Here is a 25882-nt window from a genome sequence, read left to right on the forward strand (position 1 = left end):
GGGCTTGTGTGGAACCCCCCCCCTTTTAGAGAACCGCTTTCTTGCGGCGACGCATAAGGAACTGCACGGGGCCGGAAAGCGCATAGGCCAAGAAGATAAGCAGGAGAACCCGTGGCGGATCGCTAAAGATGACCGCGAACACCAGCACCACGATAAGGATGGCCACGAACGGCACACGCCCTTTCAAGTCCAGATCCTTGAAGCTGTAGTACTTGATGTTGCTGACCATCAGCAGGCCAGCGGCAGCCACCATCAACGCGAACAGCATCACCAGCGGGATCGGCATATGCACACCTTCCACGCCGAAGTCGCGCAGCGTCCACACGATTCCGGCCACCACACCCGCTGCCGCCGGGCTGGCAAGACCAATGAAGAAGCGCTTGTCGACCTTGCCGATCTGCGTATTGAAGCGCGCCAGGCGCAATGCCGCGCAGGCGACATAGATGAATGCGACCGTCAGGCCAACGTTGACCAGCCCGGACAGCGCCCACTCGTAGGCCAGCACTGCCGGTGCCAGGCCGAAGGCAACCATGTCGGACAGCGAATCGTACTCAGCGCCGAAGGCACTCTGCGTATTGGTCAGGCGGGCGACACGGCCATCGAGGCTGTCCAGCACCATGGCGACGAAGATCGTTACCGCGGCGACTTCGAAGCGGCCGTTCATTGCGCTGATGATGGAATAGAAGCCTGCGAACAGATTGGCCGTGGTGAACAGGTTGGGCAGAAGGTAGACGCCGCGGTGACGAACCTTGCGCCCCTCGGCGTCGTGACCTTCTTCGATGTGTTCATCGATGGGCAACAGACTGTCTGCCAGGGGGTCTTTTTTCGGTTCCTCGGGTTGATCGGTCATTAGCAGTACCTTGCAACGGATTCGTAAATTTTGACAGGTTCGAACATTCAGGGTTCGAGCTTGCGCCTGCGTGGCGCTTTATACCAGAACGGGCCTGTAACGAAAAAACGCGGCCAAAGCCGCGTTTTTTCATTCGTGCAACCAGCCTCAGTTCTTGGCTTTGTCGACGATCTTGTTGGCCGAGATCCAGGGCATCATCGCGCGCAGACGCTCGCCTACCTGCTCGATCGGGTGAGCGGCGTTGTTGCGACGATACGCCGTCATGGACGGGTAGTTGCCGGCGCCTTCGGCGATGAACATCTTCGCGTACTCGCCGTTCTGGATGCGCTTGAGTGCGTTGCGCATGGCCTGACGGGATTCGGCGTTGATGACTTCCGGGCCGGTTACGTATTCGCCGTACTCAGCGTTATTGGAGATCGAGTAGTTCATGTTGGCGATACCGCCTTCGTACATGAGGTCGACGATCAGCTTCAGCTCGTGCAGGCACTCGAAGTAGGCCATTTCCGGCGCGTAACCGGCTTCGACCAGGGTTTCGAAGCCGGCCTTGACCAGCTCGACGCAACCGCCACAGAGAACGGCCTGCTCGCCGAACAGGTCGGTTTCGGTTTCGTCCTTGAAGGTGGTTTCGATGATGCCGGTACGACCACCGCCCACGCCACAGGCGTAGGACAGGGCGACGTTCTTGGCATTGCCGGAAGCGTCCTGATAGATCGCGACCAGGTCAGGAATGCCGCCCCCCTTGACGAACTCGGAGCGCACGGTGTGGCCCGGCGCCTTCGGCGCGATCATGATCACGTCGAGGTCGGCACGCGGAACGACCTGGTTGTAATGGATGGCGAAGCCGTGGGCGAAAGCCAGGGTCGCGCCCTTCTTCAGGTTCGGCTCGATCTCCTTCTTGTACAGCTGCGACTGGAACTCGTCCGGGGTGAGGATCATCACCACGTCGGCGGCAGCGACGGCGCTCGGCACGTCGGTGACTTTCAGGCCATGGGCTTCGGCCTTGGCGACGGTGGCGGAACCTGCACGCAGGCCGACGGTGACGTCGACGCCCGAGTCCTTCAGGTTGCACGCATGGGCGTGACCCTGCGAGCCGTAGCCGATGATGGCGACTTTCATGCCCTGAACAATGGAGAGGTCGCAGTCTTTGTCGTAATAAACTTTCATGAACGTTTCCTTCTATTTACCTGTGGGGCCTCGCGGCCACTCGCTAATTGGGTCAGATGCTCAGCACTTTGTCGCCACGGGAGATACCGGTGACGCCGCTGCGTACGGTCTCCAGAATCGACGCGGTGCCGACCGCCTGAATGAAGCTGTCCAGCTTGTCGCTGGTTCCCGCCAACTGGATCGTGTAGACGCTGCTGGTGACGTCGACGATCTGCCCGCGGAAGATATCGGTGGTGCGCTTGACCTCGGCGCGCTGCGCGCCGGTGGCCTTGACCTTCACCAGCATCAGCTCGCGCTCGATGTGGGCGCTCTCGGACAGGTTCACCAGCTTGACCACCTCGATCAGCTTGTTGAGGTTCTTGGTGATCTGTTCGATGACCTCATCCTGGCCGACGGTGGTCAGCGTCAGACGCGACAGGGTCGGGTCCTCGGTCGGCGCCACGGTGAGGCTTTCGATGTTGTAGTTGCGTTGGGAGAACAGGCCGACCACGCGGGACAGCGCGCCCGGTTCGTTTTCCAGCAACAGGGAAATGATGTGTCGCATGCTCAGGTCCGCTCCGTCTTGCTCAGCCACATGTCACGCATCGCGCCGCCCCGGATCTGCATCGGGTAGACGTGCTCGCTGGTATCCACCGCGATATCGAGGAACACCAGGCGATTCTTCATCGCGAAGGCTTCCTCCAGGCCCGGCTTGAGGTCCTTCAGCTCGGTGATGCGCATGCCGACGTGGCCATAAGCCTCGGCCAGCTTGACGAAGTCGGGCAGCGACTCCATGTAGGAGTGCGAGTAGCGGCTGCTGTACTGCATGTCCTGCCACTGGCGGACCATGCCCAGCGCGCCGTTGTTGAGGTTGACGATCTTCACCGGCAGGTCGTACTGCAGGCAGGTCGACAGCTCCTGGATGTTCATCTGGATGCTGCCCTCGCCGGTCACGCAGGCCACGTCGTCATCCGGGAAGTTGAGCTTGACGCCCATCGCCGCCGGGAAGCCGAAGCCCATGGTGCCGAGGCCGCCGGAGTTGATCCAGCGGTTAGGCTTGTTGTAGCGGTAGTACTGCGCCGCGAACATCTGGTGCTGGCCCACATCGGAGGTGATGTAGGCGTCGCCCCGGGTCACGTCGTAAAGCGCCTCGATCACCGCCTGCGGCTTGATAATCGAACCGTCGCCCTTGTCGTACGGGAACAGGCCGCGGTCGCCGCGCCACTCTTCGATCTGCTTCCACCAGCTGGCGACGGTTTCCTTGTTCGGCGTGTGGCCGATTTCCTTGAGCACCGCAACCATCTCAGCGAGCACGCTGTCCACCGGACCCACGATCGGGATGTCCGCCTTGACGGTCTTCGAGATCGACGCCGGGTCGATGTCGATGTGGATGATCTTCGCGTTCGGGCAGAACTTCGCTGCCGTCTCGCCATTGATCACGCGGTCGTCGAAGCGCGCACCGACGGCGAGGATGACGTCGGCATGGTGCATCGCCAGGTTGGCGGTGTAGCTGCCGTGCATGCCGAGCATACCGACGAACTGACGGTCACTGCCCGGATAGGCGCCCAGGCCCATCAGCGTATTGGTGACCGGCAAATTGAGCAGTTGTGCCAGCTCGGTCAGGGCCGAGGAAGCGCCACCCATGATCACGCCACCGCCGGAATACATCACCGGGCGCTTGGCTGCGAGCAGCATCTCGGCGGCCTTGCGGATCTGCCCGGAATGCCCGCGAACGGCCGGGCTGTAGGAGCGCAGCTTGACCTTCTTGGGATGGACGTACTCGAACTTCTGCGTCGGATCGCCCATGTCCTTGGGAATGTCCACCACCACCGGACCGGGGCGACCGGATTCGGCAATGTAGAAGGCCTTCTTCAGAACCTCGGGGATTTCCGACGGGTGCTTGATCATGAAGCTGTGCTTCACGATCGGCCGGGAGACGCCGACCATGTCGGTTTCTTGGAAGGCATCGGTACCCACCACGGTGCTCGCCACCTGGCCGGAGATGACCACCATCGGGATCGAGTCCATGTACGCGGTGGCGATGCCGGTAATAGCGTTGGTCGCACCGGGACCCGAGGTCACCAGTACCACGCCGGCACGGCCGGTCGCCCGCGCATAGCCATCGGCCATATGCGTGGCGGCCTGTTCGTGGCGAACCAGAATGTGCGTTACCGCCGGTTCCTTGAACAGGGCATCGTAAATATGCAGGAGGGCACCGCCCGGGTACCCATAGATGTACTTAACGCCTTCGTCACGCAGGAAGCGGACGACCATTTCAGCGCCAGATAAGAGCTCCACGTTTGTCACCTCTAGAACGCCAGAATGCCATCCACGATGGATGGCCCTAATAGGTCTACTGCCAAGCAGAGCATGAGCGACGGTGGTCGCCGACTACGTCAGCTACTGACTGAGCAAGTATTGGGAAGGCGCCAGACTGTTGCGGTGCCATCCCACCCAGCGCGAGGTAACGCGTTGCGGGTGTTACAGGTCGGCGCGGGTATGCGCCTCATGTCTGCTGAGCTGCGGCCTGCTTGCGGCGGACCCCACTACAGCGAGCGTTGAATTGTTCGGATTAGACCGGCGCAAGTCAAGTCGCGCGTCATGCTTTATTGGATTAGGCCGTGACGCGCTGCAGGATCGCGACGAGCGGCTTTTGGTTATAGTAGCGGCACGTACCACCGCTAATCCAAGGACACCGCATGCACCGCATGATCCTCGCCGGCAGCCTGCTGCTGGCTCTCGCCGCCCCCGTTTCGGCCCAGGTCTACAAATGGGTGGACGCCGAAGGCATCACCCATTTCGGCTCGCAACCGCCACAGGGCCAGGCCGCCACGGCGGTAGACACCGCGGCGGCGCCTCCCAAGCCGGCAGCGCAGGTTCCTTCGCCAGGCAGCCTGCCAAAGCTCGACAGCCAGATGGAAGACGACGAGCAGGGTGCGATCGACGCCAAGGTGAAGGAAGAGGTCGCCGCGCGCGAGGCCGAGCGCAAGCGTTACTGCGATGCGGTGCGGACCAACCTCGCCCAGCTGCAGAACAATCCGCGGGTGCAGGTGAACATCGATGGGCAGGTGCGTCGGCTGCGCGAGGACGAACGCCAGTCGCGGATCGCCGAGAGCCAGAAGGCGATCGCCGAAAACTGCAGCAAGTGACCCGCTAGCCTCGACCGACGATCAGTCGGTCGAATTCGCCGAGGGCTTCCAGCAGCCCTCGCGCCTGATAGACCCTGTCGCGATAGACCTCTTCAGCCATTTCACGAATTCCCGATACCGCCGGCAGCGCGGCGTCGTTTTCCAGCAGCAGCTTCATCCGCGGCAGAAAGATCCACTGCAGCCATTGCTCGAACTCCAGCGTATCGATGCAGAACGGCTCGGGGCTGGACAGCGCAGCCTCGCTCGGCGAGACGTCAGCCCACCAGCCCTGTACCCGCAGCTCGCGCTCGATCAGCAGCAATTGCTCGGCTACCGCTGGAAAGCGCGAATCCATTACAGATTGACCTTCGCCTGGGCGCGCGCCTGAGCGGCGCCGGCAGTGTCACCCTGGCGTTCGCGGGCCTGGGCGATCAGGTTCCACAGGCTGCCCTGCAAGGCGGGGCGCCCGTTCGCGTAGGTCAGCCCGCGCCGTGCCAGTTGCTCGGCCTGGGCGGCGTCGCCCTGTGCCAGCCGCACTTCGGCGAGACGATAGAGCACCTGCGGCTCACGCGGGGCAATGCGCTGGGCACGCTCGAGGCTGGATGACGCGCCGTTGAGATCGCCGCCGCTCTGCTGTTGCTGCGCGGAGGTCAGCAGCGCCAGCACCGGTCCGTCGAGCTGTTCATCGGCGGACAGCACGCTGCCGCCGGCGCTGGGAATGCCGCTTGGCGCAGGCGCCGCGTACTGCGGCGTCGAGGCGTACGGGGCCGGCGCGGAATAGCTGCCGCCGGTCACAGGGCCGACGGTGATCGGCGTGGTGCTGATCGGCGCGCTGCTGGTCGCGCCGCCGTATGGGGTGGAGGTCGCCGGATAGCTCTGCACTGGCGACGAACCGGCGCCACCGGGCACCATCACCACCACGCCGGAATCTTCCTCGATGGCGCGGGGCTGGGTCTGCGCGGCCGGCGGAGTGTAGCCGCCACTGCGGGCGAAGCGCTGCTCGCCGTTGGAGACCGGCGCGCCGGCGTCGACGACGGGCACCGAGCCGCGCGGGTTGGTGGTGCAGCCGGCGAGCAGGGCGAGAACCGCCAGTGCAGGGAAAACCTTGTTCAACTTCATAACCTCCTGGCTCATGGCAGCCAGCCCTTGACCCAGTCCATCACCGAGTCGACGGGCGCCTGAATGCCGCCACAGCCGGTGCCGGCGGGCGGCTCGCTGCCGCGAATATACGGCATCTGTACGGAATTCGGGCAGCTCTGGTCGGAGCCCTGCCCGGTGCTCGCATCGATCCAGGCTAGCACCACGTTGTCCGGCATCGGCATGTCCAGCGGCAGCGGATCGGACCTGCGCATGAAGTTCGTCCACACCTGCAGCGCGCCGGTGGCGCCGGTCAGCGGGGTCTGCCCGTTGTCGTCGCGGCCGAGCCAGACCACCGCCAGCAGGTCCTGGCTGAAACCGGCGAACCAGCTATCACGCGAATCGTTGGATGTGCCGGTCTTGCCGGCCAGGGTCAGCGACGCCGGCAGCTGGTTGTAGACCGAGCGCCCGGTGCCCTCGCGCATCACCCGCTGCATGGCGTTCTGTACCAGGTAGATGGCACCCGGATCGAAGCGCTGCTGGATCTGGAACGGATAGCGCTTGAGCGGCTCGCCGTCCGCCGCCAGCACGCTGCGGATACCGCGCAACGGCGTGTTGAAGCCGCCGTTGGCGAGCGTCTGGTACATGTTGCTGACTTCCATCGGGCTCAGCGAACCGGCGCCGAGAAGCATCGACGGGAACGCCGGCCACTGCCGCGAAATGCCCAGCCGCTCGAGGGTCTTCAGCACGTTCGGCACACCCAGTTCCAGACCGAGCTTGGCCGTCGACAGGTTGAGCGAGTTGGCCAGCCCCTGGTAGAGGAAGATCGAGCCGCGCGCCTTGTGATCGAAGTTCTGCGGACTCCAGACCTGGCCGTCCTTGCCCTTCACCGAGAACGGCTCGTCCTGCACGATGCTGGTCAGGGTGTAGCGGCTGGGCTGCTCCAGCGCGGTCAGATAGACCGCAGGCTTGACCAGCGAGCCGATCGGCCGCACCGCGTCGATCGCCCGGTTGAAGCCGGCGAAACGCGGCTGACGGCTGCCGATCAGCGCCTGCACCTCGCCGGTTTCGGGGTTCGTCACGACCATCGCCGCCTCGACCTGGTCGATACCCTTGCGCGTGCCCAGGCGCTTGAAGGTCTCGGCCATCGCGCTTTCGGCCTTGAACTGCAGGATCGGGTCGAAACTGGTGAAGATGCGCAGGCCTTCCTCGGTGAGGTCTTCCTCGCGGTAATCCTCGCGCATCTGCCGTTTGACCAGGTCGATGAAGCCCGGATACGAGGTATCGGCCATGCTGCCGCGGGAGGTCACGCCCAGCGGTTTCTGCTTGGCCGCCGCGGCTTCCTCGGGGGTGACAACGCCCTGCTCGGCGAGCACGTCGAGCACCAGGTTGCGCCGTTCCAGCGCGCGTTCGGGATTGCGCCGCGGGTTGTAGTAGGTCGGCCCCTTGACCATGCCGACCAGCAGGGCGACCTGATGCAGCTTGAGTTCGGAGAGCGGCTGGCTGAAGAAGTACTGGCTGGCCAGGCCGAAGCCGTTGATCGAACGCTGGCCGTCCTGCCCGAGGAACACCTCGTTGAGGTAGCCCTCGAGGATCTCGTTCTTGTCGTAGTGCATTTCCAGCAGCACCGCCATCATCGCTTCGGTGGCCTTGCGGGTGAGGCTGCGCTCGTTGGTCAGGTAGAAGTTCTTCACCAACTGCTGGGTCAGCGTGCTGCCACCCTGGCGCAACTGGCCGGCACTAGCGTTGACCCACATGGCGCGGGCGATGGATTTGGGCGAGACGCCGAAGTGGTGGAAGAACTCGCGATCCTCCACCGCCACCAGGGTTTCCACTAGGTAGGCGGGCACCTGATCCAGCTTGATCAGGATGCGGTCCTCGTTATGCGCCGGGTAGATGCCGCCGATCATCAGCGGCTCCAGACGCGCCACGGCGAGGTCCTTGCCGTCGGCCTGGCTGAGGCCGGCGACGTAGCTGCCGGAGAAGCGCACGCGGATCGACTTGGAGGGCTCGGCGCCCTCGTAGAACTGGAAGCCACGGGTATAGAGGTCGACGGTATTGCCTGCCACCGAGGCGGAGCCAGGCCCCTCCACGGAGGGCTCGCGCCGGTAGCCGAGGGCATCGAGTTCCTTGAGGAAGTCGTCCTTGCCCAGCTTCAGCCCGGTGAACAGTTCCAGCGGCCGCGCATAGACCTTGGCCGGAATCGTCCAGCGCTTGCCGGAGAATTTTTCCTGGACCACGGCATCGAGATAAACCGCGAAACCGGCCAGTGCGACCAGGCCGACGAGGCCCAGCTTCAATACCCAGCCGAATAGAGTTCGCCAGCCGCCAGAGGGGCGTTTGGCACGGGAGCGAGAGGAGCGGGAACGAGTCATGGCGGCGGATTATACGCACTTTGCCAGGGCCGGGCAGGCGCCTCCCGGCGGTTTGCATCACCGCCCGCAGTCGCCATAATGCCGGCTCCGAACGAACCCGAAGGCAAGGAAAGACCGTGAGCCAAGCACTGATAGCCGCGCTGCAGAACCCGGCCCTGTATGCCCACCCTGTCGAGGGATTCCAGGTCATCGAGACGCATATCTCCTGGGTCCTGCTCACCGGCCCTTTTGCCTACAAGATCAAGAAGCCGGTGAATTTCGGCTTCCTAGACTTCACCACGCTCGAGGCCCGCAAGCATTTCTGCGAAGAGGAAGTGCGCCTCAACCAGCGCCTGACCAAGAACCTCTACCTCGATGTGATCGCCATCGGCGGCCGCCCCGAGGCCCCGATGCTGAACGCCGACGTCGCGCCCATCGAGTACGCCATCCGCATGAAGCAGTTCCCGCAAAGCGACCTGCTCAGCGCGGTGCAGGCGAGGGGCGAGCTGGGCAACGCGCAGATCGACCAGTTGGCCGGATCGATCGCGCACTTCCACCTGGACGCCCCCAAGGTGCCGGCGGACAACCCGCTGGGCTCGCCGGAAAACGTGCGCGCGCCGGTGACCCAGAACTTCGAACAGATCCGCCCGCTGCTGCGCGACGCCGCCGACCTGACCCAGCTCGATGCCCTGCAAGCCTGGGCCGACAGCAGTTTCGAGCGCCTCGAAGGCTTGTTCGCCCAGCGCAAGGCCGAGGGCTTCATCCGCGAGTGCCACGGCGACATTCACCTGGGCAACGCTGCTGTCGTCGACGGCCAGGTGGTGCTGTTCGACTGCATCGAGTTCAACGAACCCTTCCGCCTCACCGACACCTATGCCGATGTCGGCTTCCTGGTCATGGACTTGGAAGATCGCGGCCTCAAGTGCCTGGCGCGGCGCTTCCTCAGCAGCTACCTGGAGCTGACCGGCGACTACCAGGGGCTGGAGCTGCTCAACTACTACAAGGCCTACCGCGCCATGGTTCGGGCCAAGGTCACGCTGTTCGGCCTGACCGAGCAGAGCACCCCGGTGGAGCGCGCCGCCGCGCTGCGCCAGTACCGCCGCTACGCCAGCCTGGCGGAAAGCTACAGTGCCATCCCCTCGCGCTTCCTGGCGATCACCCATGGCGTATCGGCGGTCGGCAAGAGCCACGTCGCGCTGCGCCTGGTCGAAGCGCTCGGTGCCATCCGCCTGCGCTCGGACGTCGAACGCAAACGCCTGTTCGGTACCCAGCAGAGCACCGACAGGGGCCATCTAGACGCCGGCATCTATCACCCCGACGCCAGCCTCGCCACCTACCAGCACCTGCACCGGTTGGCCGATACGGTGCTGCACGCCGGCTTTCCGGTGGTGATCGACGCCACCTACCTCAAGCAGGCTCAGCGGCGCGGCGCGGCCCAGGTCGCCGAACAGACCGGCGTGCCCTTCCTGATCCTCGACTGCCAGGCGCCGGAGGCGGTAATCGCCGGCTGGCTGGAACAGCGGCAGCAGGAGGCCCGCGACCCCTCCGACGCGACGCTGGAGGTAATGAAGACCCAGCAGGCCACCCGCGAACCGCTGGACGCCGAAGACCAGGCGCACAGCAAACGCGTCGATACCCACGATGCCGCCAGCCTGGACAGCCTGGTGGCGCGCATCCGCGACCGTCTTCCCGGCCTCTGAAGCCGCCTCGTGTGCGCCGGGCAGAGCGCGGCGCACCTTCTATACTGGCGAGTAGCTTTCCACCGGGAGCTCGCCATGAGCCAGCCACATCAACTCGACAACCCGCTCTATGCCCTGTTGCGCGACGACAAGGTCCACGCCTTCAACGAAGGCAAGCCGCAGGAAGGCGAGATCGATCTTTCCGGCGGCGACTTTCGCGGGCTCGACCTGCGTCGGCTGAATCCGGAGCGGATCAACTTCACCGACGCCTATTTCCGGGGTGCCGACCTGCGCGGGCTGGACCTTCGCCAGGTGCGAATGGAGGGCGCCAGCATCGCCCACGCCCAGATATCCGGCACCTATTTCCCGGAAGCGCTGAGCGCCGATGAAATCCTCATGTCGCTGAATTTTGGCACTCGCCTGCGCTACCGCAGTGGCAGCCGATGAGCGAGGTCGTGCAGCTGTTCGGCGCCCGTGCGGGCGCTTACGCCAGTTTCCGCCCGCACTACCCGGATGCATTGTTCGACTGGCTCGCCGATCGCGCGCCGCGGCGCCGCCATGCCCTCGATATCGCCTGCGGAAACGGCCAGGCCAGCCGCCCGCTGGCGAAACGCTTCGAACGGGTGCTGGGTTGCGATGCCAGCGTCGAGCAACTGCAGGCAGCGGACGTCGACGGCGTGGCGCTGTTCGCCGCCGATGCCGCGCGGCAGCCGCTGGCGGATGGCAGCCTGGACCTGATCGTCGTCGCTCAAGCGCTGCACTGGTTCGCCACGCCGGCGTTCTTCGCCGAAACGCGCCGCCTGCTGAAGCCCGGCGGCCTGTTCGTCGCCTGGTGCTACGGGCTGATGCGCATCGATGCACGCACCGATGCGCTGGTCGACCATCTGTACCACGTCACCCTCGACGGCTGCTGGCCGGAAGGTCGCGCCAGCATCGAGGCCGGATACCGCGACCTGCAGCCGCCCTTTCCACGCCTCGAGGTGCCGGAGTTCAGCATGCAGGCGCACTGGAGCCTGGAGCAGTTAGCCGGCTACCTGCGCACCTGGTCGGCAGTTCAACGCTGGGAGCGCCAACACGGGCATGACCCGATCACCGACCTGATGCCGGCGCTGCGTCAGGCGTGGGGTAACGACAGGCACCAGAGGCGGGTGTCCTGGCCGCTACATTTCCTCGCCGGTTATCCCGCTGGCTGACCCCAACCCGCGCAAGGAGGCACGATGAACGACGAACTGCAGAGCATGAAGAACCTCGGCAAGACGTCCGCCCAGTGGCTGCACGCCGTGGGCATCCACACGCCCTCCGACCTGCGCCGCCTCGGCGCGGTGGAAGCCTATCGCAGCGTCCGGGCAAGAGGTTTCCGGGCCTCGCGGGTGCTGCTGTATGCCATCGAGGGCGCGCTGCTGGACATTCACTGGAACCAGTTGCCAGAGGCGCACAAGGCGGAACTGAACGCCCGGCTGCACCAGTGAACGCCACATTTAAGCGCTAGCTCACAGGCTGCGTATGAGATGATTTACGCGCGAAGCGGCGCCCTTTATCGTTGGGCCGTTCGTACGCTTTTGCCAGCCCAGCCAGTTCAAGGATTACTGTCATGTACCTACTCGGGGAGCAACCGGCCTACGCCGATCAGCTGATCAATCGCCTGCAGAGCATCCCCTCGCAGCTGCTGAAAGATCTCGCGCCGGCCGGCCCTGCGCTGCAGCTCGACCCCACCGACGATCTCGCCGAAGCGCTCCCGGGTACGCGGCTGTTCGTCATCGAAAGCGGCCTGCTGCACGCCTCCGTGGAGGACCGCCCGCTGTTCTATCTGCAGGAAGGCGATCTGCTCGGCCTGCGTCAGGGCATCGACATGCCCTCCTGCCGCTACAGCAGCGAGGAAAGCGTCAGCCTGATCCCCTACAACCGCACTGAAGTCTTCCGCCACATCTATGCCGACGAGCAACGCCAGGAGCTGTTCCTACAGTACCTGATCGGCCAGACCGCCCTCCTCTCCGACGCGGTGGCACGACTGAAGCAGCCGGAGATTCGCCCGTCCACCGGCTTCCAGCATTTCGCCGCCGGCGATCAGTTGATCCAGCAGGGCGACGAGGCGGACAACGTGTTCATCATCATCGACGGCCATGCCGAAGCGTTCGTCGATGGGCAGAAGGTCGGCGATGTGCAGAAGGACGAGATCTTCGGCGCGATGGCCGTGTTCACCCGCGAGAAGCGCAGCGCCAGCGTGGTCGCCAGCGAAGCCTGCACGGTGATGGTCATTCCCAAGGAGCAGTTCCTCAGCCTGATGCAGAGCAATCCGCGCATCGCCCACAGCCTGGTTGAAAGCATGGCCCGGCGCATCGACCTGATGAACAAGGAAATCACCCAGCTGCGCCGCGCGCAGCTCGACGACTGAAGCGAATCCGCATCCAACGGACCCGGCCATGTGCCGGGTTCGTGGTTTTTAGGGAGGCGAATATCAGGCGGCAGAAAATAAGTGAAGGTCGGGTGTTGACTATGGAATGAGAATTGTTATTATTAACTCAACTGGTCGCGAGATCAGCCAGGTAAGCAAAGAGTCCCTCATCAGGCTCTTCGGTTATCTCCTCATCAGGCTAATCACGGTTATTGACCCGGCACTTTGCCGGGTCTTTTTTTGCCTGCGATTTCTTGAATCCGGCGGCCTCAGCGACGCAGTTCGGCGCAGTGATCCTGTTCCGGCTGGGCGGCGGTGTACCAGATGAAATCTGCGCTGCCCGGCGCTACCTGCTGGCCGACCTCGACGAGCAGCAGCACGCTGGCATCGCGCACGCCGAGGTCGGTCAGGTGCAGCGGCACGCCCAGGTCGCGGCTTGCGTGGTAGGCGCCGGTGAACAACAGCGCAGGCAGCGGCGCATCGCGCAGGCGTTCGGCGATGCGCCGGTCGCGTTGCTGCTGCACCGCCAGCATCGCCGGAAGCTGCGACTCCGGCAGCAGCCCGCAGTGCGACTGGCGAATCTGCTCCAGCAGCGGCTCGCGCACGGCCGGCGCGGTGGAAGCGCGGCCACTCAGCGACGGCGCCGCGCGATAGATGCCCATGATCTCGCTGCGATCAAGATTGGCCGCGAGCAACGGATAGGGTTGCGCCAGCGCGTAGCGCACCAGAGGCCCATAACCTGCCCAGTCCCAGCCTTTCTGCCAGGCCAGCGCGGCGGGCAGGTCCGCCGGTGGCGTGCCCTCGGCCACCTGCTGGCGAGCCGCATCGACGTTCGCCTGTTGCGCCGGCTCGAGCATCTCCAGCAGCACGCTGCCCTGTGCACGCCGGCTGGCGAGCGCCTGCAGCAGCCACAGCTCCAGCGCATGGTGATCCGGGTTGTCGTGCTGCTCGCCGACCAGCACGCGGTCAGCCCCGCCGAGGCGCTCGACCAATTGCGCGGGGGTCAGCCTCGCGCCCGTGCTCGACTCGATGATCTGGCCCAACTGCGGGTCGTCACGCCCCTGCGGACTCTGCCACGCGGGAATGGGCGCCAGGCTCTGGCAAGCCGACAACAGGCCGAGACAGATCAGCAGCAGTGCACGCATGGCGCGACTCCTCGGGAAGGAACGATTGCTCCACGGTAAACGGAAGCCCGCGCCGGGCAAAGGCTCAGCGCGCGATGATCAGCGGATGGCCGCGCTCCGGGTGGCGCTGCACCAGCACGTCGAGCCCGAACACCGCCTGCAGCGGCTCGGCCCGCAGCACCTCCTCGGGCGTACCGAGCACCTGCGGGCGACCATCGCCCAGCAACAGCAGGCGATCACAGTAACGCGCGGCGAGATTGAGGTCATGCAGGATCAGCAGCACCGCCGCACCCCGCAAGGCGAATTCGCGGACCGCCTGCAACGTGGTGTGCTGGTGCAGCGGGTCGAGCATGGAGGTCGGCTCGTCGAGCAACAGCGTCTGCCCCTGCGCGCCGGGCCACAGCTGCGCCAGCACCCGCGCCAGGTGCACGCGCTGACGCTCGCCCCCGGACAACGCCAGGTAGCTGCGCCCGGCCAGGTGCGCCGCGTCCGCCGCCAGCAGCGCCGCCTCGACGATCTCGGCGTCACGGGCGCGCCCACTGGCGTGCGGCAGGCGCCCCATGCCGACCACCTCCTCCACGCGGAAGGCGAAATTCAGCGTCGACTGCTGCGGCAGCACGGCCAGTCGCTGCGCACGCTCGGCGCCCGGCCAGTGCGCCAGCGCGCGGCCGTCCAGGGTCACGTCGCCCGCGGCCGGCTGCAATTCGCCACAGAGCGCGGCAAGCAATGTGCTCTTGCCGGCGCCGTTGGGGCCGAGCACGCCAAGCACTTCGCCGGGACGCACGTCGAGATCGACGCCCCCAAGCACCAGGGTGTCGCGACGGCGGACGTCCAGCCCACGACAGCACAACATCAGGCGCGTCCCCGCAGCAGCAGATAGAGGAAGAAGGGCGCGCCGATCATCGCGGTGACGATGCCTATCGGCAGCTCCGCGGGCGCCAGCGCCAGACGTGCGACCAGGTCGGCGAGCAGCAGCAGGCTGGCGCCGGCGAGGGCCGAAGCCGGCAGCAGGATGCGGTGATCGGGCCCGGCGATCAGGCGCACCAGGTGCGGCACCACCAGCCCGATGAAGCCGATCAGCCCGGCCGCCGCCACCGCGGCGCCGACGCCCAGCGCGGTGCAGAACACCAGCTCGCGCTTGAGTCGCTCCACCTCGAAGCCCAGGTGACGCGCCTCGGACTCACCCAGCAGCAGCGCATTCAAGGCACGCGCCCGGCGCGGCAGCCAGAGCGACACCGCCAGCGCCACGATCAGCAGGGGCCAGAGCCGCGCATAGCTGGCTCCGTTCAGGCTGCCCATGTTCCAGAAGGTCAGGCTGCGCAGCGTGCTGTCGTCCGCCATGTAGGTGAACAGTCCGATCGCCGCGCCGGCCAGCGCGGTCAGGGCGATGCCGGCAAGCAGCATGGTGGCGACGCTGGTCTGGCCATCGTGACGACCGAGCCGATAGACCAGCGCGGTCACGCCGAGTCCACCGACGAAGGCGCAGAACGACAGCAGGTAAGGCTCGAACGCCACGGGCACACCGCCCAGCGAGGCCCCGGCGACGATCGCCACCGCGGCGCCGAGGGCGGCCCCGCTGGACACGCCGACCAGGCCCGGATCGGCCAGTGGGTTGCGGAACAGCCCCTGCATCGCCACCCCGGACAGCGCCAGCACCGCGCCCACGGCGAGGCCGAGCAGCGTACGCGGCAGGCGGATCTGCCCGAGGATCAGTTCGGCCTGCTCCAGGCCGGCGGCGGAAACGGGCAGTCCCACCATCCGCAACGCGGCGCGCAGCGTATCCAGCAACGGCAGGCTGACCGGCCCAAGGGCCAGCGACAGCCAGATGGCAAGCACGAGGAGGACGCCCAGGAAGATCAGCAGCCGGCGTGAACGAACGGAAGCACTCATGGTTGGCGGTCGGCGACCTTCAACGGCGGTGCCGCAGGATAGAAGCCTGCCGACAGGTCGGCCAACGCCTGGGGAATCCGTGGTCCCAGGCCGCCGACCAGCAAGGTCGGATCGACCCAGAGGATGCGCCCGCCCTTCGCCGCCTTGGTCGAAGCCAGCGCCGGCGTGCTCTTGAGCAGCGCGGCGATGGCGTCGTCACCGCTCAGCCGGCGGTCCGCGAAGACCACCACGTCAGGGTCCAGCGCCGCCATCGACTCGGCAGAGATCGGCTTGTAGCCGTCGTGCCCGGTCAGGTTCCGGCCACCGGCGTGCTCGACGAACCAGGCAGCGGCCGTGTCCTTGCCCGCGGCCATCGGGCTGTTGCCGACGTGACCAAGGAGAAACAGCACGCGCGGCGCCGGTGCGGTAACCCGCGCCTGCTCGACCCACTGTGCCTGGCGCTGCAGGCGTGCCTCGTAGTCGGCCAGGGTTCGTGCGGCTCGCTGGGGGTCGCCGAGCAGTTCGCCGAGCCGTTTCAGATTGGCTTGCAGGGCGGGCACTTCCGGCGCGGCGGAGAGGGTTTCGATACGCACCCCGGCGGCCTTGAGCTGCGCCAGCACCGTGGGCGGGCCCATCTCCTCGCTGCCCAACAGCAGGTCGGGCTTCAGCGCGAGGATGCCTTCCGCCGCCAGTTGGCGCTGGTAACCAATGCTCGGCAATGCGCGCAGGCTGTCGGGATGCTGGCTGGTGCTGTCGACGCCGACCAGCTTGCGCTCGCTACCGAGCGCCACGATCCATTCGCTCAGCGAGCCGCCGGCGCTGACCCAGCGCTGCGGCAGGTCTTCGGCGCCAGCCAGGCCAGGCGCTGCGAGAACACCCATGAACAGCGCGAGCGCGCCTGCGATTCGCCGCATGCTCATGCCTCCAGTACCGAAGCCTGCTCGGCCAGGGTCCGCCAGTCCTGACGTTCCGGGGTGCCGGGCTTGCGTTCGCCGAACAGTTGAAGGATCAGCTCGCCGTCGGCATCGAAGGCTTCCAGGCTGGTGACCACGCCGTCGACGCTGGGTTTGCGCACGCGCCACAGTTCGTGGACACCGGAGGTTTTCAGGTGCAGGTTGAACAGGGGGTCGAGCACGTTGAACCACTCGCCCATCCAGCGCAGGTTGCGCACCGGCCCGGTGTGGATCTGGATGCAGTGGCGGTTGCCGACGAAGACCATCACCGGCACTTCGCGCACGCCGGCCACATCCAGCGTGCGCGGCAGTTCGGCCGGCTGCAGCGGTTCGGCCCACTCAGCGCCGGCCAGGCGCAGCGCCTGGGTGCGGGCGACGGCGTGTTTCCTCAGCATCGCGTGGAAATGGTGGGTGTCCTTTAGGTCCGCCCAGTCGGCACGCAGCGCCTCGACGTCGACCGACGCGTCGGCCACGGTCGCGCTAGGCTCGGCGGCGGCCTGCAGCTCCAGCTCGGCGCTCTGCGATTCGGCACGGAAGCACTCGATCAACGGCTCCCAGGCGGACACCTCGCTGGCCTCGGTGAGAAAGACCTTGTGCACCGCCGCGCCCTGGCGATCGAAGAACTGCAGGCTGCGGTGGGCGCCGTGGTCAGTCTGCTCGACGATGGCGAACGCGAACGTCCAGCCGGAGAGGAAGAAGCGCAGGTCGATGTCCGGCGAAACCACCAGCCCCATCTGCCCGTTCGGCGCGATGCTGACTTCGCGGTACGGGCCTTTGCGTTCATGCACGCATTGCTCGTTGCGGGTCAACGCCATCACCTGACCGAGGTCGCCGAGCGCCGGCAGCAGCGCTGCCCACTCCGGACGCAGGCGCACCGCGTCGAGGCCGATCCGGCTGGCGATCAGTTCGGCCTCGCTGACACCCAGCGCGGCCGCGGCATCGCGGGCGCGCAGATGTGGCTGCTGCTCGCGCAGCGATTGCCAGGCCTGGTAGAGCCGCGAGGCGGACGACGCGCCGGGAGGGGAAAGACTCATCTTCGAGGTTCCTTGGACGATCAGAAAGGCGTTGGACCATAGCGCAAGCGTTTTGCACGGGTCATCCAAACTTACACTTACTGCGCCCTTATTCTCAATTGAGATTTACTTGCAATAAAGTACCGCCGCTGCTTCAGTCGAGGTCTCAGCGGCGCGAGGAACAGATGAAGCCCAAACGCCTGCGTTGACTTGCGCACATTCGGACGAATAATGCGCAGCCCGAATGGAGACCGCCGTGCACCTGCTCTGCACATCCGATCAACTGGCCGAGGGCCAGAGCCGCAGCTTCGTCTGCGCCGACCTGCCGCTGCTGGCGGTGCGCCGCGACGGCCGCGTGCACCTCTACCGCAACCGCTGCCCGCACCGCGGCGTGCGCCTCGACTGGCAACCCGACCGCTTCCTCGACGACAGCGGCAGCCTGATCCGCTGCGCCGTGCACGGAGCGTTGTTCCTTATCGAAAGCGGCGAATGCGTGACCGGCCCCTGCGAAGGCCAGGCACTGGAAGCGCTGGACTGCCTCGAGGACGAGCGCGGCATCTGGTTGAACGCGCAGCCGTAGGGCGGCTGAACCCCGCGAACGCCTGCTCGATGCAGACGTAGGGTGGGCTTCAGCCCACGCGACACACCGATGCATGGGGGGCGATGGTGGGCTGAAGCCCACCCTACGTGCAATTCACCCCTACCTGTCGATCAACGCCGTCCCAGGCGCTGCGCCGCTTCGCGCAGCACCCGCTCGGTGCCGTCCCAGCCCAGGCAGCCATCGGTGATCGAGACGCCGTAGCGCAGTTCGCAACCCAGCGGCTGGCTGCCGTCGAACAGGTGGCTTTCCAGCATCACCCCGCGCAGCGAGTCATCGCCGGCCAGGCGCTGGTCGATCACCGCGCGCAGCACCTCGGGCTGGCGCAGCGGGTCCTTGCCGCTGTTGGCGTGGCTGCAATCGACCATGATCCGCGCGGCGATGCCCTGGCGATGCAGGTCGGCACGGGCGCTGGCGACGCTGGCGGCATCGTAGTTCGGTCCGCGATGGCCGCCGCGCAAGACCAGATGGGTATCCGGATTACCCTGGGTGTGCACGATGGCCGGGCGGCCCTGGCCGTCGACGCCGAAATGCTGGTGCGCGTGGGCCGCCGAGCGCATGGCGTCGCAGGCGATGACGAGGCTGCCATCGGTGCCGTTCTTGAAACCCACCGGCAGATCCAGGCCGCTGACCAGTTCGCGGTGGATCTGCGATTCACTGGTCCGTGCCCCGATCGCCGCCCAGCCGAGCAGGTCGTCGAAGTAGCCGGCGAGCAGCGGCTGCAACAGTTCATTGGCCAGCGGCAGGCCCATCTCCGCGAGCCGCAGCATCAGCCCGCGCGAACGCTCCAGCCCGGCGTGCATGTCGCCGCTGCCATCCAGGTGCGGGTCGTAGACCAGGCCTTTCCAGCCGACGGTGGTGCGCGGCTTCTCGACGTAGGCGCGCATCACCAGCAGCAGGTCCTGGTCGACGTCGCGGGCCAGTCCGGCGAGTCGTTCGGCATAGTCGAGCACGGCCGTCTCGTCATGCAGCGAGCACGGGCCGACCACCACCAGCAGGCGCGGATCGCGGCCATCGAGGACGGCGCGGATGGCCTGGCGCTGTTGCTGGATCTGCTGGGTGAGGACGGGAGCGAGCGGCAGTCGCTCGCGCAGCTCCAGTGCGCTGGGCAGCGGCGAGGTGTGACGGCGGGGCTGGCTGGGGAAACGACGCAGTTCGGCGGTAGGCGGCGTGGCGAGGGTGGCGGCGGAAACGGCGGATGACATGGACGGGCTCCTTGGCCGGCGCGGGCATTGGCCGCGCGCGGCGCGCTATCGTGTGGTTGTTCGTTCGAGGGGAATGGCGGTGGCGAAGCGGGTAAATCGCCAGGCGTAGCGGGAGTCGTCGAAGGAGCGGCGGTAGGTGGTCATGGGTTGATCCTCGGGTTGAAAAAACGTTGGGCTGAAAAAACGAAACCCCCGGTCGGGTTACCGACCGGGGGTTCTGAGAACTCTGTGGTGGCGACCCGTCTTGCCGGGCGCCTGGTGGGGTATCAGGCGCGCGCGTGGCTAAACCAATACCCGTAAAAGAAGAAACGCACGGCAGCACCGGTAGCCCGGACACGCGCGGTCGCACTGCGCTGGGCAGCGGAACGAACGAGGGGGTTGGCGGCGTTGTGCATGGTTGTCTCCGTTGAATGTGAGCCACGTTACTGCATCGCCCGGCGTCGATCAATCGCCTGTGGCTATGGCGGTGATCGATCCGGCGCGCCGTCGTAGTCCGGGAAGATCGCCTTGCGGATGATCGCGTGCACGCCGAGGTTGCCGTCCACCACCTGGGTGACGCCAAAATCCACCGCCACCGAAATCAGCGAGATTGCCTCGTCCTCGGTCAGTCCGTGAGCCTTCATCAGGTAGTGGCGGGTCTTGCGGAAGGCGTCGCGCATCGCCGCTTCCATCGAGGACTCCTTGTACACCTGGGTCTGCGCGTTCGGTCCCAGTTCGGCCTGGTAGTTGGCGAAACTCAGCCCCTGCAGCACCCACTCCTCGGCGGTTTCGAGGAACGGGTAGCTGAGCTCGGCGAGGAAGCTGCCGGCCATCTGCACCTTCTTGTGCAGCACCAGTTGGAAGACGCCGGTCAGCGAGCACTCGATGGCGGTGCCGCACAGCTCGGAGTCGCCCTGCGAGGCGTGCGGATCGCCCACCGAGAACAGCGCGCCGTCCACCGACACCGGCAGGAATACCTTGGCGCCCTTGCCGGCCCGCCAGTTGTCGAGGTTGCCGCCGAAGTAGCTGGGCGGGATCGAGTCCACCGGGCCGAACTCCTTCGGCGCCACCGCCAGCACGCCGAAATGCGGGCGCACCGGCACCACCGCCTTGGCCAGGACGCCGTACTGCCGCTCGATGGTGGCCGGGTCGACCGGCACGCCGGGATAGTCGATGGTGGCGTGGCGCACGCCGAACGGGTCGGTCTGCGGCGTCCAGCGGAAGTTGTAGAGCGCCTTGGCGTGTGGCGGATGGGTGCGCGCGTCGATCTCGTAGACGGTCACCACCTCGCGCTTCTTCGGCTCGGTGAGCAGGTCGTCGTAGTGGAAGCCCCACCAGGCCGCCGCGTTGCTGCCGAAGCTACGGCCCTGGTGCTGCGGATGGCGACTGGGCCGCGGCAGGATGTCGAGGATGCGGATCTCCAGCACGTCGCCCGGCTCGGCACCGCGCACGTGGACCGGCCCGGTGCAGATGTGCACGCCGAAGCCTTCGCCGGCGCCGCGGCCGAGGATCGAGGCGTCCATCGGGCCGGCGCCACGGCGCTCGACGTTCTTCTTCTCGGCGCTCCAGTGGAACACGCTCTCGGCGCCGGGATCGCCTTCGATCATTCGCTCGCAGTCGTCCGAGGCGTGCTGGGTCAGCGTCTCGATGGTCAGGATGTCACCGGAATTGACCGTCAGCACCGGCGCGATGGAGCGGCTGAAATAGCCCCAGTGCACGGTCTTCTCCGAGACCGGGATGTAGTAGTGGTTGGGCAGTGCCTCGCCGGCGGGACCTCCCGGCGAATCCTTCTCCGCCACCGCCGCGCGTTTCGGCGCCAGCGCCAGGCTCAGTGCGTAGCGCGCATGGTCGTCGAGCACGCTCTGGAACGCGCGGCGCTGGCGCTCGCCGGGATCGTCGACGGCACGCGGCGGCGCCAGGTTCACCCGCTGGCTTTGCGGCGGGCGGCCGCGCTGCAGCGTCTCATGGGGATTCTTCGGCGGCTCGGCGCGGTAGGCACGCGGCGACAGGCCGAACTGCGCGGAGAAGGCGCGGCTGAAGTTCGCCGCGTCGCCGAAGCCCCAGCGAAAGCACAGCTCGGAAATGCTGAAGTGCGCCAGCGCCGGGTTGGCCAGGTCGAGCCGGCAGCGCTCCAGCCGGCGGTTGCGCAGGTATTCGCCGAAGGTGGTGGCGCCGGTCTTGAACAGCTTCTGCAGGTAACGCACGGAAAGCCCTTCCAGACGGGCGACATCCTCGACCTGCAGCTCGGCGTCGCCGAGGCGCGCCTCGATGCAGCGGCAGACGCGGCGCAAGTGGGCCAGTTGCACGGAGGTGGAATCCTCCGGCTGGCTGCGCTCGCGGTGCGACAGGCAGGCCACCAAAAGCTCGGTGAGCGTCGCCTCCAGCGGCGGCAACTGGTCGCGGTCCAAATGGGCGAGTTCGTCGGCGATCGACTGGATCAGGTTCAGGCACACCGCGCCGACACCGTTGCGGGTGGCGATGCGGTTGAGTTCCTGGCTGCCGGTACGCACCAGCCGCAGGATGAAACTGGCCGATTCGAGCTTGACCAGCAGCGCGCGGAAATCGCTGTCCAGCTCGATGCGCCAGGCCTGCGCCGGGTCGAACAGGACGATGTCGCCGGCACCGATGGCGACACGCTGGCCGTCCTCCACCAGCGCCCCGCTGCCGCCGAGCAGGGCCAGCACCAGCACGGTGCTGCCCTGGCACAGGCGCGCGTTGTCGGGGTGCGGGCTGAGCACCTGCGGCGAGGCGCTGACCTGCAGGAACACCGAATCCAGCGCCGAACTGCACAGCGCCACATGGCCGTCGGCCGGCTGGCCGACGAGGCTGCTGGCCAGGCGCACGCGCTGGAACACCTCGTCCCAGGCGGACTGGCGCAGCTCCTCGGGGAAGGCGCTGCTGGAAAAACGGCGCAGGTCGTTGAGCATCGCTATCCCGTGCAGAAGAAAGAAGTCTGGCCCGTGTACCCACCGCGCCGCGACACCGGCCGAAGCGACCGGCATTGCGAAGCGAGGGTCATGCCAGGGCAGTTCAACCCTCGCGGGCGGGGAAGATGCTCTTCTTGATCACCGCGTGCACGCCCCAGTTGCCGTCCACCACCTGGGTGATGCCGAAGTCCACCGCCACCGACATCAGCGAGATCGCCTCGTCCTCGTCCAGGCGCTGGGTGGTCATCAGGAAGTGCCGCATCTTGTGGTACGCATCGCGCAGCGCCAGGTCCACCGAGGACTTGGAGTAGATCGACTGCTGCGCACCGGCGCCCAGCTCGGCCAGGTAGTTGGCGAAGCTGAAGCCGTGCAGCACCCAGTCGTCCTGGGTTTCCAGCAGCGGATAGTTGAGTTCCGCCAGCGGCGTGCCGGGCAGTTCGGCCTTCTTGTGCAGGACGAACTGGAAGGTGCCGGTCAGGGAGCACTCGATCGCCGTGCCGCACAGCTCGGAGTCGCCCTGCGACGCGTGCGGATCGCCCACGGAAAACATCGCGCCGGCAACCGCCACCGGGAAATACAGGGTCGCGCCCTTGCCGATGCGCCAGTTGTCGATGTTGCCGCCGGTGTAGCTGGGCGGAATCGAGGTGACCATGTCGGCCTCGGCCGGGGCCACGCCGATGGTGCCGAAGTGCGGACGGATGGGGACGCGGATGTTCTTCAGCACGTTCTCGTTCTTCCTGATCGTGCTGTGGTTCACCGGAATGCCGGGGTAGTCGATGGTCGGGTGGACCACGCCGAACGGGTCGGTCTGCGGCGTCCAGCGATAGTTGTAGACCGCGCGCGCCCAGTTGCGCTCGCCGGTGGCGTCGATCTCGTAGAGGGTCACCACCTCGCGTTTCTTCGGTTCGCTGAGCAGGTCGCCGTAGTGGAACCCCCAGTTGGCGGCGGCGTTGCTGCCGAACGACTTGCCCTTGAACGCCGGGTTGGCGCTGGGCCGCGGCGCCACGTCGACGATCCGCACTTCAAGGATGTCGCCCGGTTCGGCGCCCTTGATGAACACCGGACCGGTGCAGATGTGCACGCCCTCGCCGCCGCCGGCACCGATCTTCGCGTCCATCGGCCCGGCACCGCGGCGGTTCACGCCCTTGCGCTTGGCGTCCCAGTAGAAGACGCTTTCCGCGCCCGGATCGCCCTTGACCATGCGTTCGGCATCGTCGTTGGAATGGTGGGTCAGGGTCTCGATGGTCACGTAGTCGCCGGTTTCGATCTCCACCACCGGCTTGGCCGACTTGCTGAAGTAGCCCCAGAGCACGGTCTCCGCGCTGGCCGGAATATAGTAGTGGCTGGTCGGGCCATTCCCCGGCTTGGCGCTGGCGCTCGCCGCCATCGCACTGGGCGACATCGATACGCCCAGGGCACCGAGCGTCGCCGCACCGCCGCCGACCACCATGGCGTCACGCAGGAAGCTGCGCCGCGCGGCGTGGAATTCACCCTTGATGTCTTTTTCGTTCTCGGCGGTAACGCCGTGCATGCAACCCGGACTGCAAACGTGATCGTCCATAGGAACCCCCTTGGTCAGCGCGAAAGGCGCCGGCACCTGGCGGGCCGGCGTGTCGATTATTCGCGGGGGTGGCGGCAAAGCGCTTGTCGGGCGCCGCACAAATCCTTGTCGCCGGCGCTAATCCAGCAGCACCGGCAACCGTCGGTCGATGGACAGGCCGTCGAGCGTCACCTGCGCAGCGTAGGCGAGGATTTCCACGCCGGCCGCGTGGGCGTCCTGCAGCGCCGCGGCATAGAGCGGGTCGATTTCCCGCGCCGGGCGCACCGCCTCGACCCCGGAGAGGTTGACGCAATACAGCTGCACCGCGCGAACCCCGGCCCGCGCCAGCGCCGCCAGCTCGCGCAGGTGACGCGCGCCGCGCAGGGTCTGCGCATCGGGGAAGGCGGCCACCGGGCTGTCGTCGAAACCGAGGGTGACGCTTTTGACTTCGACGAACGCCGGGCCGCTGGCGAACTCCAGGCGGAAATCGATGCGGCTGTTCTCCACGCCGTAGGGCACCTCGCGCTTGAGCGCCTCGAAACCGGCCAGCTCGGCGATGCGGCCGGCACGCAGCGCCTCCTCGATCAGCGGGTTGGCCCGCGCGGTGTTCACGCAGGCCAGCCGGCCCTGCGGGGTTTCCGCCAGCTCCCAGGTGCCCGGCAGCTTGCGCCTGGGGTCGCTGGAACGCTGGAACCACACGCGTCCGCCGGGCGCCATGCAGTTGAGCATCGAGCCGGTGTTCGGGCAGTGGATGCACAGTTCCTCGCCGCCGGCAGTGACCACGTCGGCGAGGAATCGCTTGTAGCGGCGCACCAGCAGCGCCTCTTCGAGGGGAGCGGCGAAGCGCATCAGCCCTGCCAGCTCTTCAGCCCGCGGGCGATGCGCTCGACGGCTTCCTGCAGGCGCGGCAGGCTCTGGGTGTAGGCGAAGCGCACGTGCTGGGTGGCCAGGTGGCGGCCGAAATCCAGCCCCGGCGTGATGGCGACGAACTCGGTTTCGATCATGTGCTGGCAGAACGCGAAGGCGTCGCCGCCAAACGCGGAAATATCCGCATATAGATAGAAGGCCCCTTCCGGCTCCACGGCGATGCGGAAACCCAGCTCGCGCAACGCGGGCAGTAGAAAGTCGCGGCGCCGGCCGAATTCGGCGCGACGCTCCTCAAGAATCTCCAGCGTGGCCGGCTCGAAACAGGCCAGCGCGGCGTGCTGGGCCATCGACGGCGCGCTGATGTACAGGTTCTGCGCCAGCTTCTCCAGGTCGGCGACCGCCGCCGGGGGCGCCACCAGCCAGCCGAGCCGCCAGCCGGTCATGCCGAAATACTTGGAGAAACTGTTCAGCACGAACGCCTGATCGTCGACTTCCAGCACGCTGGCGGCGTCGGTGCCGTAGGTCAGTCCGTGGTAGATCTCGTCCACCACCAGATGCCCGCCACGCACCTTCAGGGCGGAGGACAGCGCGGCCAGTTCATCGCGCTGCAACAAGGTGCCGGTAGGGTTGGCCGGAGAAGCGACCAGCGCGCCGACGCTGTCGCCGTCCCAGTAGCGCTCGACTAGATCGGCGGTCAGCTGGTAGCGGGTGTCCGCGCCGACCGGGACCAGTTGCGCGGCGCCTTCCACCAGGCGCAGGAAGTGCCGGTTGCACGGATAACCGGGGTCGGCCAGCAGCCAGTGCTTGCCCGGATCGACCAGCAGGCTGGCCGCCAGCAGCAAGGCGCCGGAACCGCCGGGAGTAATCAGGATGCGTTCGGGGTCAATGCTTAACCCGTAGCGACGCGCGTAGAAGCCGGCGATGGCCTGGCGCAGCGGTGGCAGACCGCGCGCCGCGGTGTAGCGGGTATGTCCCGCCGCCAGCGCAGCCTGCCCGGCGGCAACGATCGGCGCAGCGGTGGAGAAATCCGGCTCGCCGATTTCCAGGTGGATCACGTCATGGCCTTCACCCTGCAATTGATTGGCGCGGGCCAGCAGGGCCATGACGTGAAACGGTTCGATAGCGCGACTACGTGCGCTGTAGGACGGGGCCATTGGCCTTCCTTTATCAGGGCAAAAACGGTG

General features: G+C 66.5%; 24 protein-coding genes. 7 read left to right on the top strand and 17 right to left on the bottom strand.

The window, feature by feature from the left end:
* Positions 1 to 25: 25 nt before the first annotated feature.
* The 4 genes from pssA to QMX85_RS07685 all read right to left on the bottom strand — a co-directional run bounded on the left by pssA (position 26) and on the right by QMX85_RS07685 (position 4291).
* On the bottom strand, positions 26 to 850 hold the full coding sequence (pssA, locus tag QMX85_RS07670) for a CDP-diacylglycerol--serine O-phosphatidyltransferase (protein WP_282339544.1): 825 nt from the start codon (positions 848 to 850) through the stop codon (positions 26 to 28).
* Between the two features lie 147 nt (positions 851 to 997).
* On the bottom strand, positions 998 to 2014 hold the full coding sequence (gene ilvC, locus QMX85_RS07675) for a ketol-acid reductoisomerase (protein WP_282339546.1): 1017 nt from the start codon (positions 2012 to 2014) through the stop codon (positions 998 to 1000).
* 52 nt (positions 2015 to 2066) lie between these two features.
* On the bottom strand, positions 2067 to 2558 hold the full coding sequence (gene ilvN, locus QMX85_RS07680; RefSeq protein WP_090223537.1) for an acetolactate synthase small subunit: 492 nt from the start codon (positions 2556 to 2558) through the stop codon (positions 2067 to 2069).
* 2 nt (positions 2559 to 2560) lie between these two features.
* Positions 2561 to 4291, bottom strand: a complete 1731-nt coding sequence (locus QMX85_RS07685) for an acetolactate synthase 3 large subunit (RefSeq protein ID WP_282339550.1) — start codon at positions 4289 to 4291, stop codon at positions 2561 to 2563.
* Between the two features lie 401 nt (positions 4292 to 4692).
* Here QMX85_RS07685 and QMX85_RS07690 point away from each other — a divergent pair, with 401 nt between their 5' ends.
* Positions 4693 to 5142 carry a DUF4124 domain-containing protein gene (locus QMX85_RS07690; RefSeq protein ID WP_090223541.1) on the top strand — a complete coding sequence of 150 codons (450 nt, stop codon included), beginning with the start codon at positions 4693 to 4695 and terminating at the stop codon, positions 5140 to 5142.
* Between the two features lie 4 nt (positions 5143 to 5146).
* Here QMX85_RS07690 and QMX85_RS07695 read toward each other — a convergent pair whose 3' ends face one another.
* The 3 genes from QMX85_RS07695 to mrcB are packed head-to-tail and all read right to left on the bottom strand — an operon-like array spanning position 5147 to position 8573.
* The gene (locus QMX85_RS07695) at positions 5147 to 5476 is read right to left on the bottom strand and encodes a YqcC family protein (protein WP_282339552.1); all 330 of its coding nucleotides are present in this window, start codon (positions 5474 to 5476) and stop codon (positions 5147 to 5149) included.
* Positions 5476 to 6234, bottom strand: coding sequence for a tetratricopeptide repeat protein (locus QMX85_RS07700; RefSeq protein ID WP_282339554.1), 759 nt, complete (start codon positions 6232 to 6234; stop codon positions 5476 to 5478). Before QMX85_RS07700 ends, QMX85_RS07695 begins: the two co-directional genes overlap by 1 nt.
* Positions 6235 to 6251: 17 nt before the next feature.
* Entirely contained in the window at positions 6252 to 8573 is a 2322-nt protein-coding gene (gene mrcB, locus QMX85_RS07705; RefSeq protein ID WP_282339556.1) for a penicillin-binding protein 1B, read from the bottom strand.
* A gap of 116 nt (positions 8574 to 8689) precedes the next feature.
* On the opposite strand from mrcB, the gene QMX85_RS07710 reads away from it, so the two are divergent.
* The 5 genes from QMX85_RS07710 to QMX85_RS07730 all read left to right on the top strand — a co-directional run bounded on the left by QMX85_RS07710 (position 8690) and on the right by QMX85_RS07730 (position 12623).
* A complete protein-coding gene (locus tag QMX85_RS07710) occupies positions 8690 to 10252 on the top strand; it encodes a bifunctional aminoglycoside phosphotransferase/ATP-binding protein (protein WP_282339558.1) in 1563 nt (520 codons plus the stop codon).
* Positions 10253 to 10327: 75 nt separating this feature from the next.
* Entirely contained in the window at positions 10328 to 10678 is a 351-nt protein-coding gene (locus QMX85_RS07715) for a pentapeptide repeat-containing protein (protein WP_282339560.1), read from the top strand.
* Positions 10675 to 11424 carry a class I SAM-dependent methyltransferase gene (locus QMX85_RS07720; RefSeq protein WP_282339562.1) on the top strand — a complete coding sequence of 250 codons (750 nt, stop codon included), beginning with the start codon at positions 10675 to 10677 and terminating at the stop codon, positions 11422 to 11424. The genes QMX85_RS07715 and QMX85_RS07720 overlap by 4 nt, the downstream gene beginning before the upstream one ends.
* A 24-nt stretch (positions 11425 to 11448) precedes the next feature.
* Positions 11449 to 11700: a TfoX/Sxy family protein gene (locus QMX85_RS07725; protein WP_273234314.1), complete on the top strand. Its 252-nt coding sequence runs from the start codon at positions 11449 to 11451 to the stop codon at positions 11698 to 11700.
* Positions 11701 to 11822: 122 nt separating this feature from the next.
* On the top strand, positions 11823 to 12623 hold the full coding sequence (locus tag QMX85_RS07730) for a cyclic nucleotide-binding domain-containing protein (RefSeq protein ID WP_282339566.1): 801 nt from the start codon (positions 11823 to 11825) through the stop codon (positions 12621 to 12623).
* 269 nt (positions 12624 to 12892) lie between these two features.
* Here the strand turns inward: QMX85_RS07730 and QMX85_RS07735 are convergent, their stop codons facing one another.
* The 5 genes from QMX85_RS07735 to QMX85_RS07755 all read right to left on the bottom strand — a co-directional run bounded on the left by QMX85_RS07735 (position 12893) and on the right by QMX85_RS07755 (position 17603).
* A complete protein-coding gene (locus QMX85_RS07735) occupies positions 12893 to 13768 on the bottom strand; it encodes a ChaN family lipoprotein (protein WP_282339567.1) in 876 nt (291 codons plus the stop codon).
* 64 nt (positions 13769 to 13832) lie between these two features.
* Positions 13833 to 14600 carry a heme ABC transporter ATP-binding protein gene (locus tag QMX85_RS07740; RefSeq protein WP_282339569.1) on the bottom strand — a complete coding sequence of 256 codons (768 nt, stop codon included), beginning with the start codon at positions 14598 to 14600 and terminating at the stop codon, positions 13833 to 13835.
* A complete protein-coding gene (locus QMX85_RS07745) occupies positions 14600 to 15583 on the bottom strand; it encodes an iron chelate uptake ABC transporter family permease subunit (RefSeq protein WP_282339662.1) in 984 nt (327 codons plus the stop codon). The genes QMX85_RS07740 and QMX85_RS07745 overlap by 1 nt, the downstream gene beginning before the upstream one ends.
* Before the next feature lie 50 nt (positions 15584 to 15633).
* The gene (locus tag QMX85_RS07750) at positions 15634 to 16536 is read right to left on the bottom strand and encodes an ABC transporter substrate-binding protein (protein ID WP_282339571.1); all 903 of its coding nucleotides are present in this window, start codon (positions 16534 to 16536) and stop codon (positions 15634 to 15636) included.
* Complete coding sequence (locus tag QMX85_RS07755) at positions 16533 to 17603, bottom strand: ChuX/HutX family heme-like substrate-binding protein (protein ID WP_282339573.1); 1071 nt, start codon at positions 17601 to 17603, stop codon at positions 16533 to 16535. Before QMX85_RS07755 ends, QMX85_RS07750 begins: the two co-directional genes overlap by 4 nt.
* A 235-nt stretch (positions 17604 to 17838) precedes the next feature.
* Between QMX85_RS07755 and QMX85_RS07760 the strand changes: the two genes are divergently transcribed.
* Positions 17839 to 18162, top strand: a complete 324-nt coding sequence (locus QMX85_RS07760; RefSeq protein ID WP_170961167.1) for a Rieske 2Fe-2S domain-containing protein — start codon at positions 17839 to 17841, stop codon at positions 18160 to 18162.
* A gap of 131 nt (positions 18163 to 18293) precedes the next feature.
* On the opposite strand, the gene QMX85_RS07765 is transcribed toward QMX85_RS07760, so the two are convergent.
* From QMX85_RS07765 to QMX85_RS07785, 5 genes are all read right to left on the bottom strand, one after another.
* On the bottom strand, positions 18294 to 19385 hold the full coding sequence (locus tag QMX85_RS07765) for a 3-deoxy-7-phosphoheptulonate synthase (RefSeq protein WP_282339577.1): 1092 nt from the start codon (positions 19383 to 19385) through the stop codon (positions 18294 to 18296).
* A gap of 458 nt (positions 19386 to 19843) precedes the next feature.
* Entirely contained in the window at positions 19844 to 22291 is a 2448-nt protein-coding gene (locus QMX85_RS07770) for an acetamidase/formamidase family protein (RefSeq protein WP_282339579.1), read from the bottom strand.
* Between the two features lie 103 nt (positions 22292 to 22394).
* Positions 22395 to 23852, bottom strand: a complete 1458-nt coding sequence (locus QMX85_RS07775; RefSeq protein WP_282339581.1) for an acetamidase/formamidase family protein — start codon at positions 23850 to 23852, stop codon at positions 22395 to 22397.
* Between the two features lie 117 nt (positions 23853 to 23969).
* Positions 23970 to 24680, bottom strand: coding sequence for a DNA/RNA nuclease SfsA (gene sfsA, locus QMX85_RS07780; protein ID WP_282339583.1), 711 nt, complete (start codon positions 24678 to 24680; stop codon positions 23970 to 23972).
* Positions 24680 to 25852, bottom strand: a complete 1173-nt coding sequence (locus QMX85_RS07785) for a pyridoxal phosphate-dependent aminotransferase (RefSeq protein WP_282339585.1) — start codon at positions 25850 to 25852, stop codon at positions 24680 to 24682. Before QMX85_RS07785 ends, sfsA begins: the two co-directional genes overlap by 1 nt.
* Positions 25853 to 25882 lie beyond the last annotated feature (30 nt).

It is taken from the genome of Pseudomonas sp. PS02288 (assembly GCF_029959715.1).
GTDB lineage: Bacteria > Pseudomonadota > Gammaproteobacteria > Pseudomonadales > Pseudomonadaceae > Pseudomonas_O > Pseudomonas_O kuykendallii.

Excerpts from the sequence above, each read along its gene's own strand:
- QMX85_RS07695 (WP_282339552.1), bottom strand. The coding sequence starts at position 5,476 with ATGGATTCGCGCTTTCCAGCGGTAGCCGAGCAATTGCTGCTGATCGAG.
- QMX85_RS07765 (WP_282339577.1), bottom strand. The coding sequence starts at position 19,385 with ATGTCATCCGCCGTTTCCGCCGCCACCCTCGCCACGCCGCCTACCGCC.
- QMX85_RS07740 (WP_282339569.1), bottom strand. The coding sequence starts at position 14,600 with ATGTTGTGCTGTCGTGGGCTGGACGTCCGCCGTCGCGACACCCTGGTG.
- QMX85_RS07750 (WP_282339571.1), bottom strand. The coding sequence starts at position 16,536 with ATGAGCATGCGGCGAATCGCAGGCGCGCTCGCGCTGTTCATGGGTGTT.
- QMX85_RS07755 (WP_282339573.1), bottom strand. The coding sequence starts at position 17,603 with ATGAGTCTTTCCCCTCCCGGCGCGTCGTCCGCCTCGCGGCTCTACCAG.
- QMX85_RS07785 (WP_282339585.1), bottom strand. The coding sequence starts at position 25,852 with ATGGCCCCGTCCTACAGCGCACGTAGTCGCGCTATCGAACCGTTTCAC.
- sfsA (WP_282339583.1), bottom strand. The coding sequence starts at position 24,680 with ATGCGCTTCGCCGCTCCCCTCGAAGAGGCGCTGCTGGTGCGCCGCTAC.
- QMX85_RS07725 (WP_273234314.1), top strand. The coding sequence starts at position 11,449 with ATGAACGACGAACTGCAGAGCATGAAGAACCTCGGCAAGACGTCCGCC.
- QMX85_RS07770 (WP_282339579.1), bottom strand. The coding sequence starts at position 22,291 with ATGCTCAACGACCTGCGCCGTTTTTCCAGCAGCGCCTTCCCCGAGGAG.
- QMX85_RS07690 (WP_090223541.1), top strand. The coding sequence starts at position 4,693 with ATGCACCGCATGATCCTCGCCGGCAGCCTGCTGCTGGCTCTCGCCGCC.
- pssA (WP_282339544.1), bottom strand. The coding sequence starts at position 850 with ATGACCGATCAACCCGAGGAACCGAAAAAAGACCCCCTGGCAGACAGT.
- ilvN (WP_090223537.1), bottom strand. The coding sequence starts at position 2,558 with ATGCGACACATCATTTCCCTGTTGCTGGAAAACGAACCGGGCGCGCTG.
- QMX85_RS07730 (WP_282339566.1), top strand. The coding sequence starts at position 11,823 with ATGTACCTACTCGGGGAGCAACCGGCCTACGCCGATCAGCTGATCAAT.
- QMX85_RS07715 (WP_282339560.1), top strand. The coding sequence starts at position 10,328 with ATGAGCCAGCCACATCAACTCGACAACCCGCTCTATGCCCTGTTGCGC.
- QMX85_RS07720 (WP_282339562.1), top strand. The coding sequence starts at position 10,675 with ATGAGCGAGGTCGTGCAGCTGTTCGGCGCCCGTGCGGGCGCTTACGCC.
- QMX85_RS07775 (WP_282339581.1), bottom strand. The coding sequence starts at position 23,852 with ATGGACGATCACGTTTGCAGTCCGGGTTGCATGCACGGCGTTACCGCC.
- QMX85_RS07735 (WP_282339567.1), bottom strand. The coding sequence starts at position 13,768 with ATGCGTGCACTGCTGCTGATCTGTCTCGGCCTGTTGTCGGCTTGCCAG.
- mrcB (WP_282339556.1), bottom strand. The coding sequence starts at position 8,573 with ATGACTCGTTCCCGCTCCTCTCGCTCCCGTGCCAAACGCCCCTCTGGC.
- ilvC (WP_282339546.1), bottom strand. The coding sequence starts at position 2,014 with ATGAAAGTTTATTACGACAAAGACTGCGACCTCTCCATTGTTCAGGGC.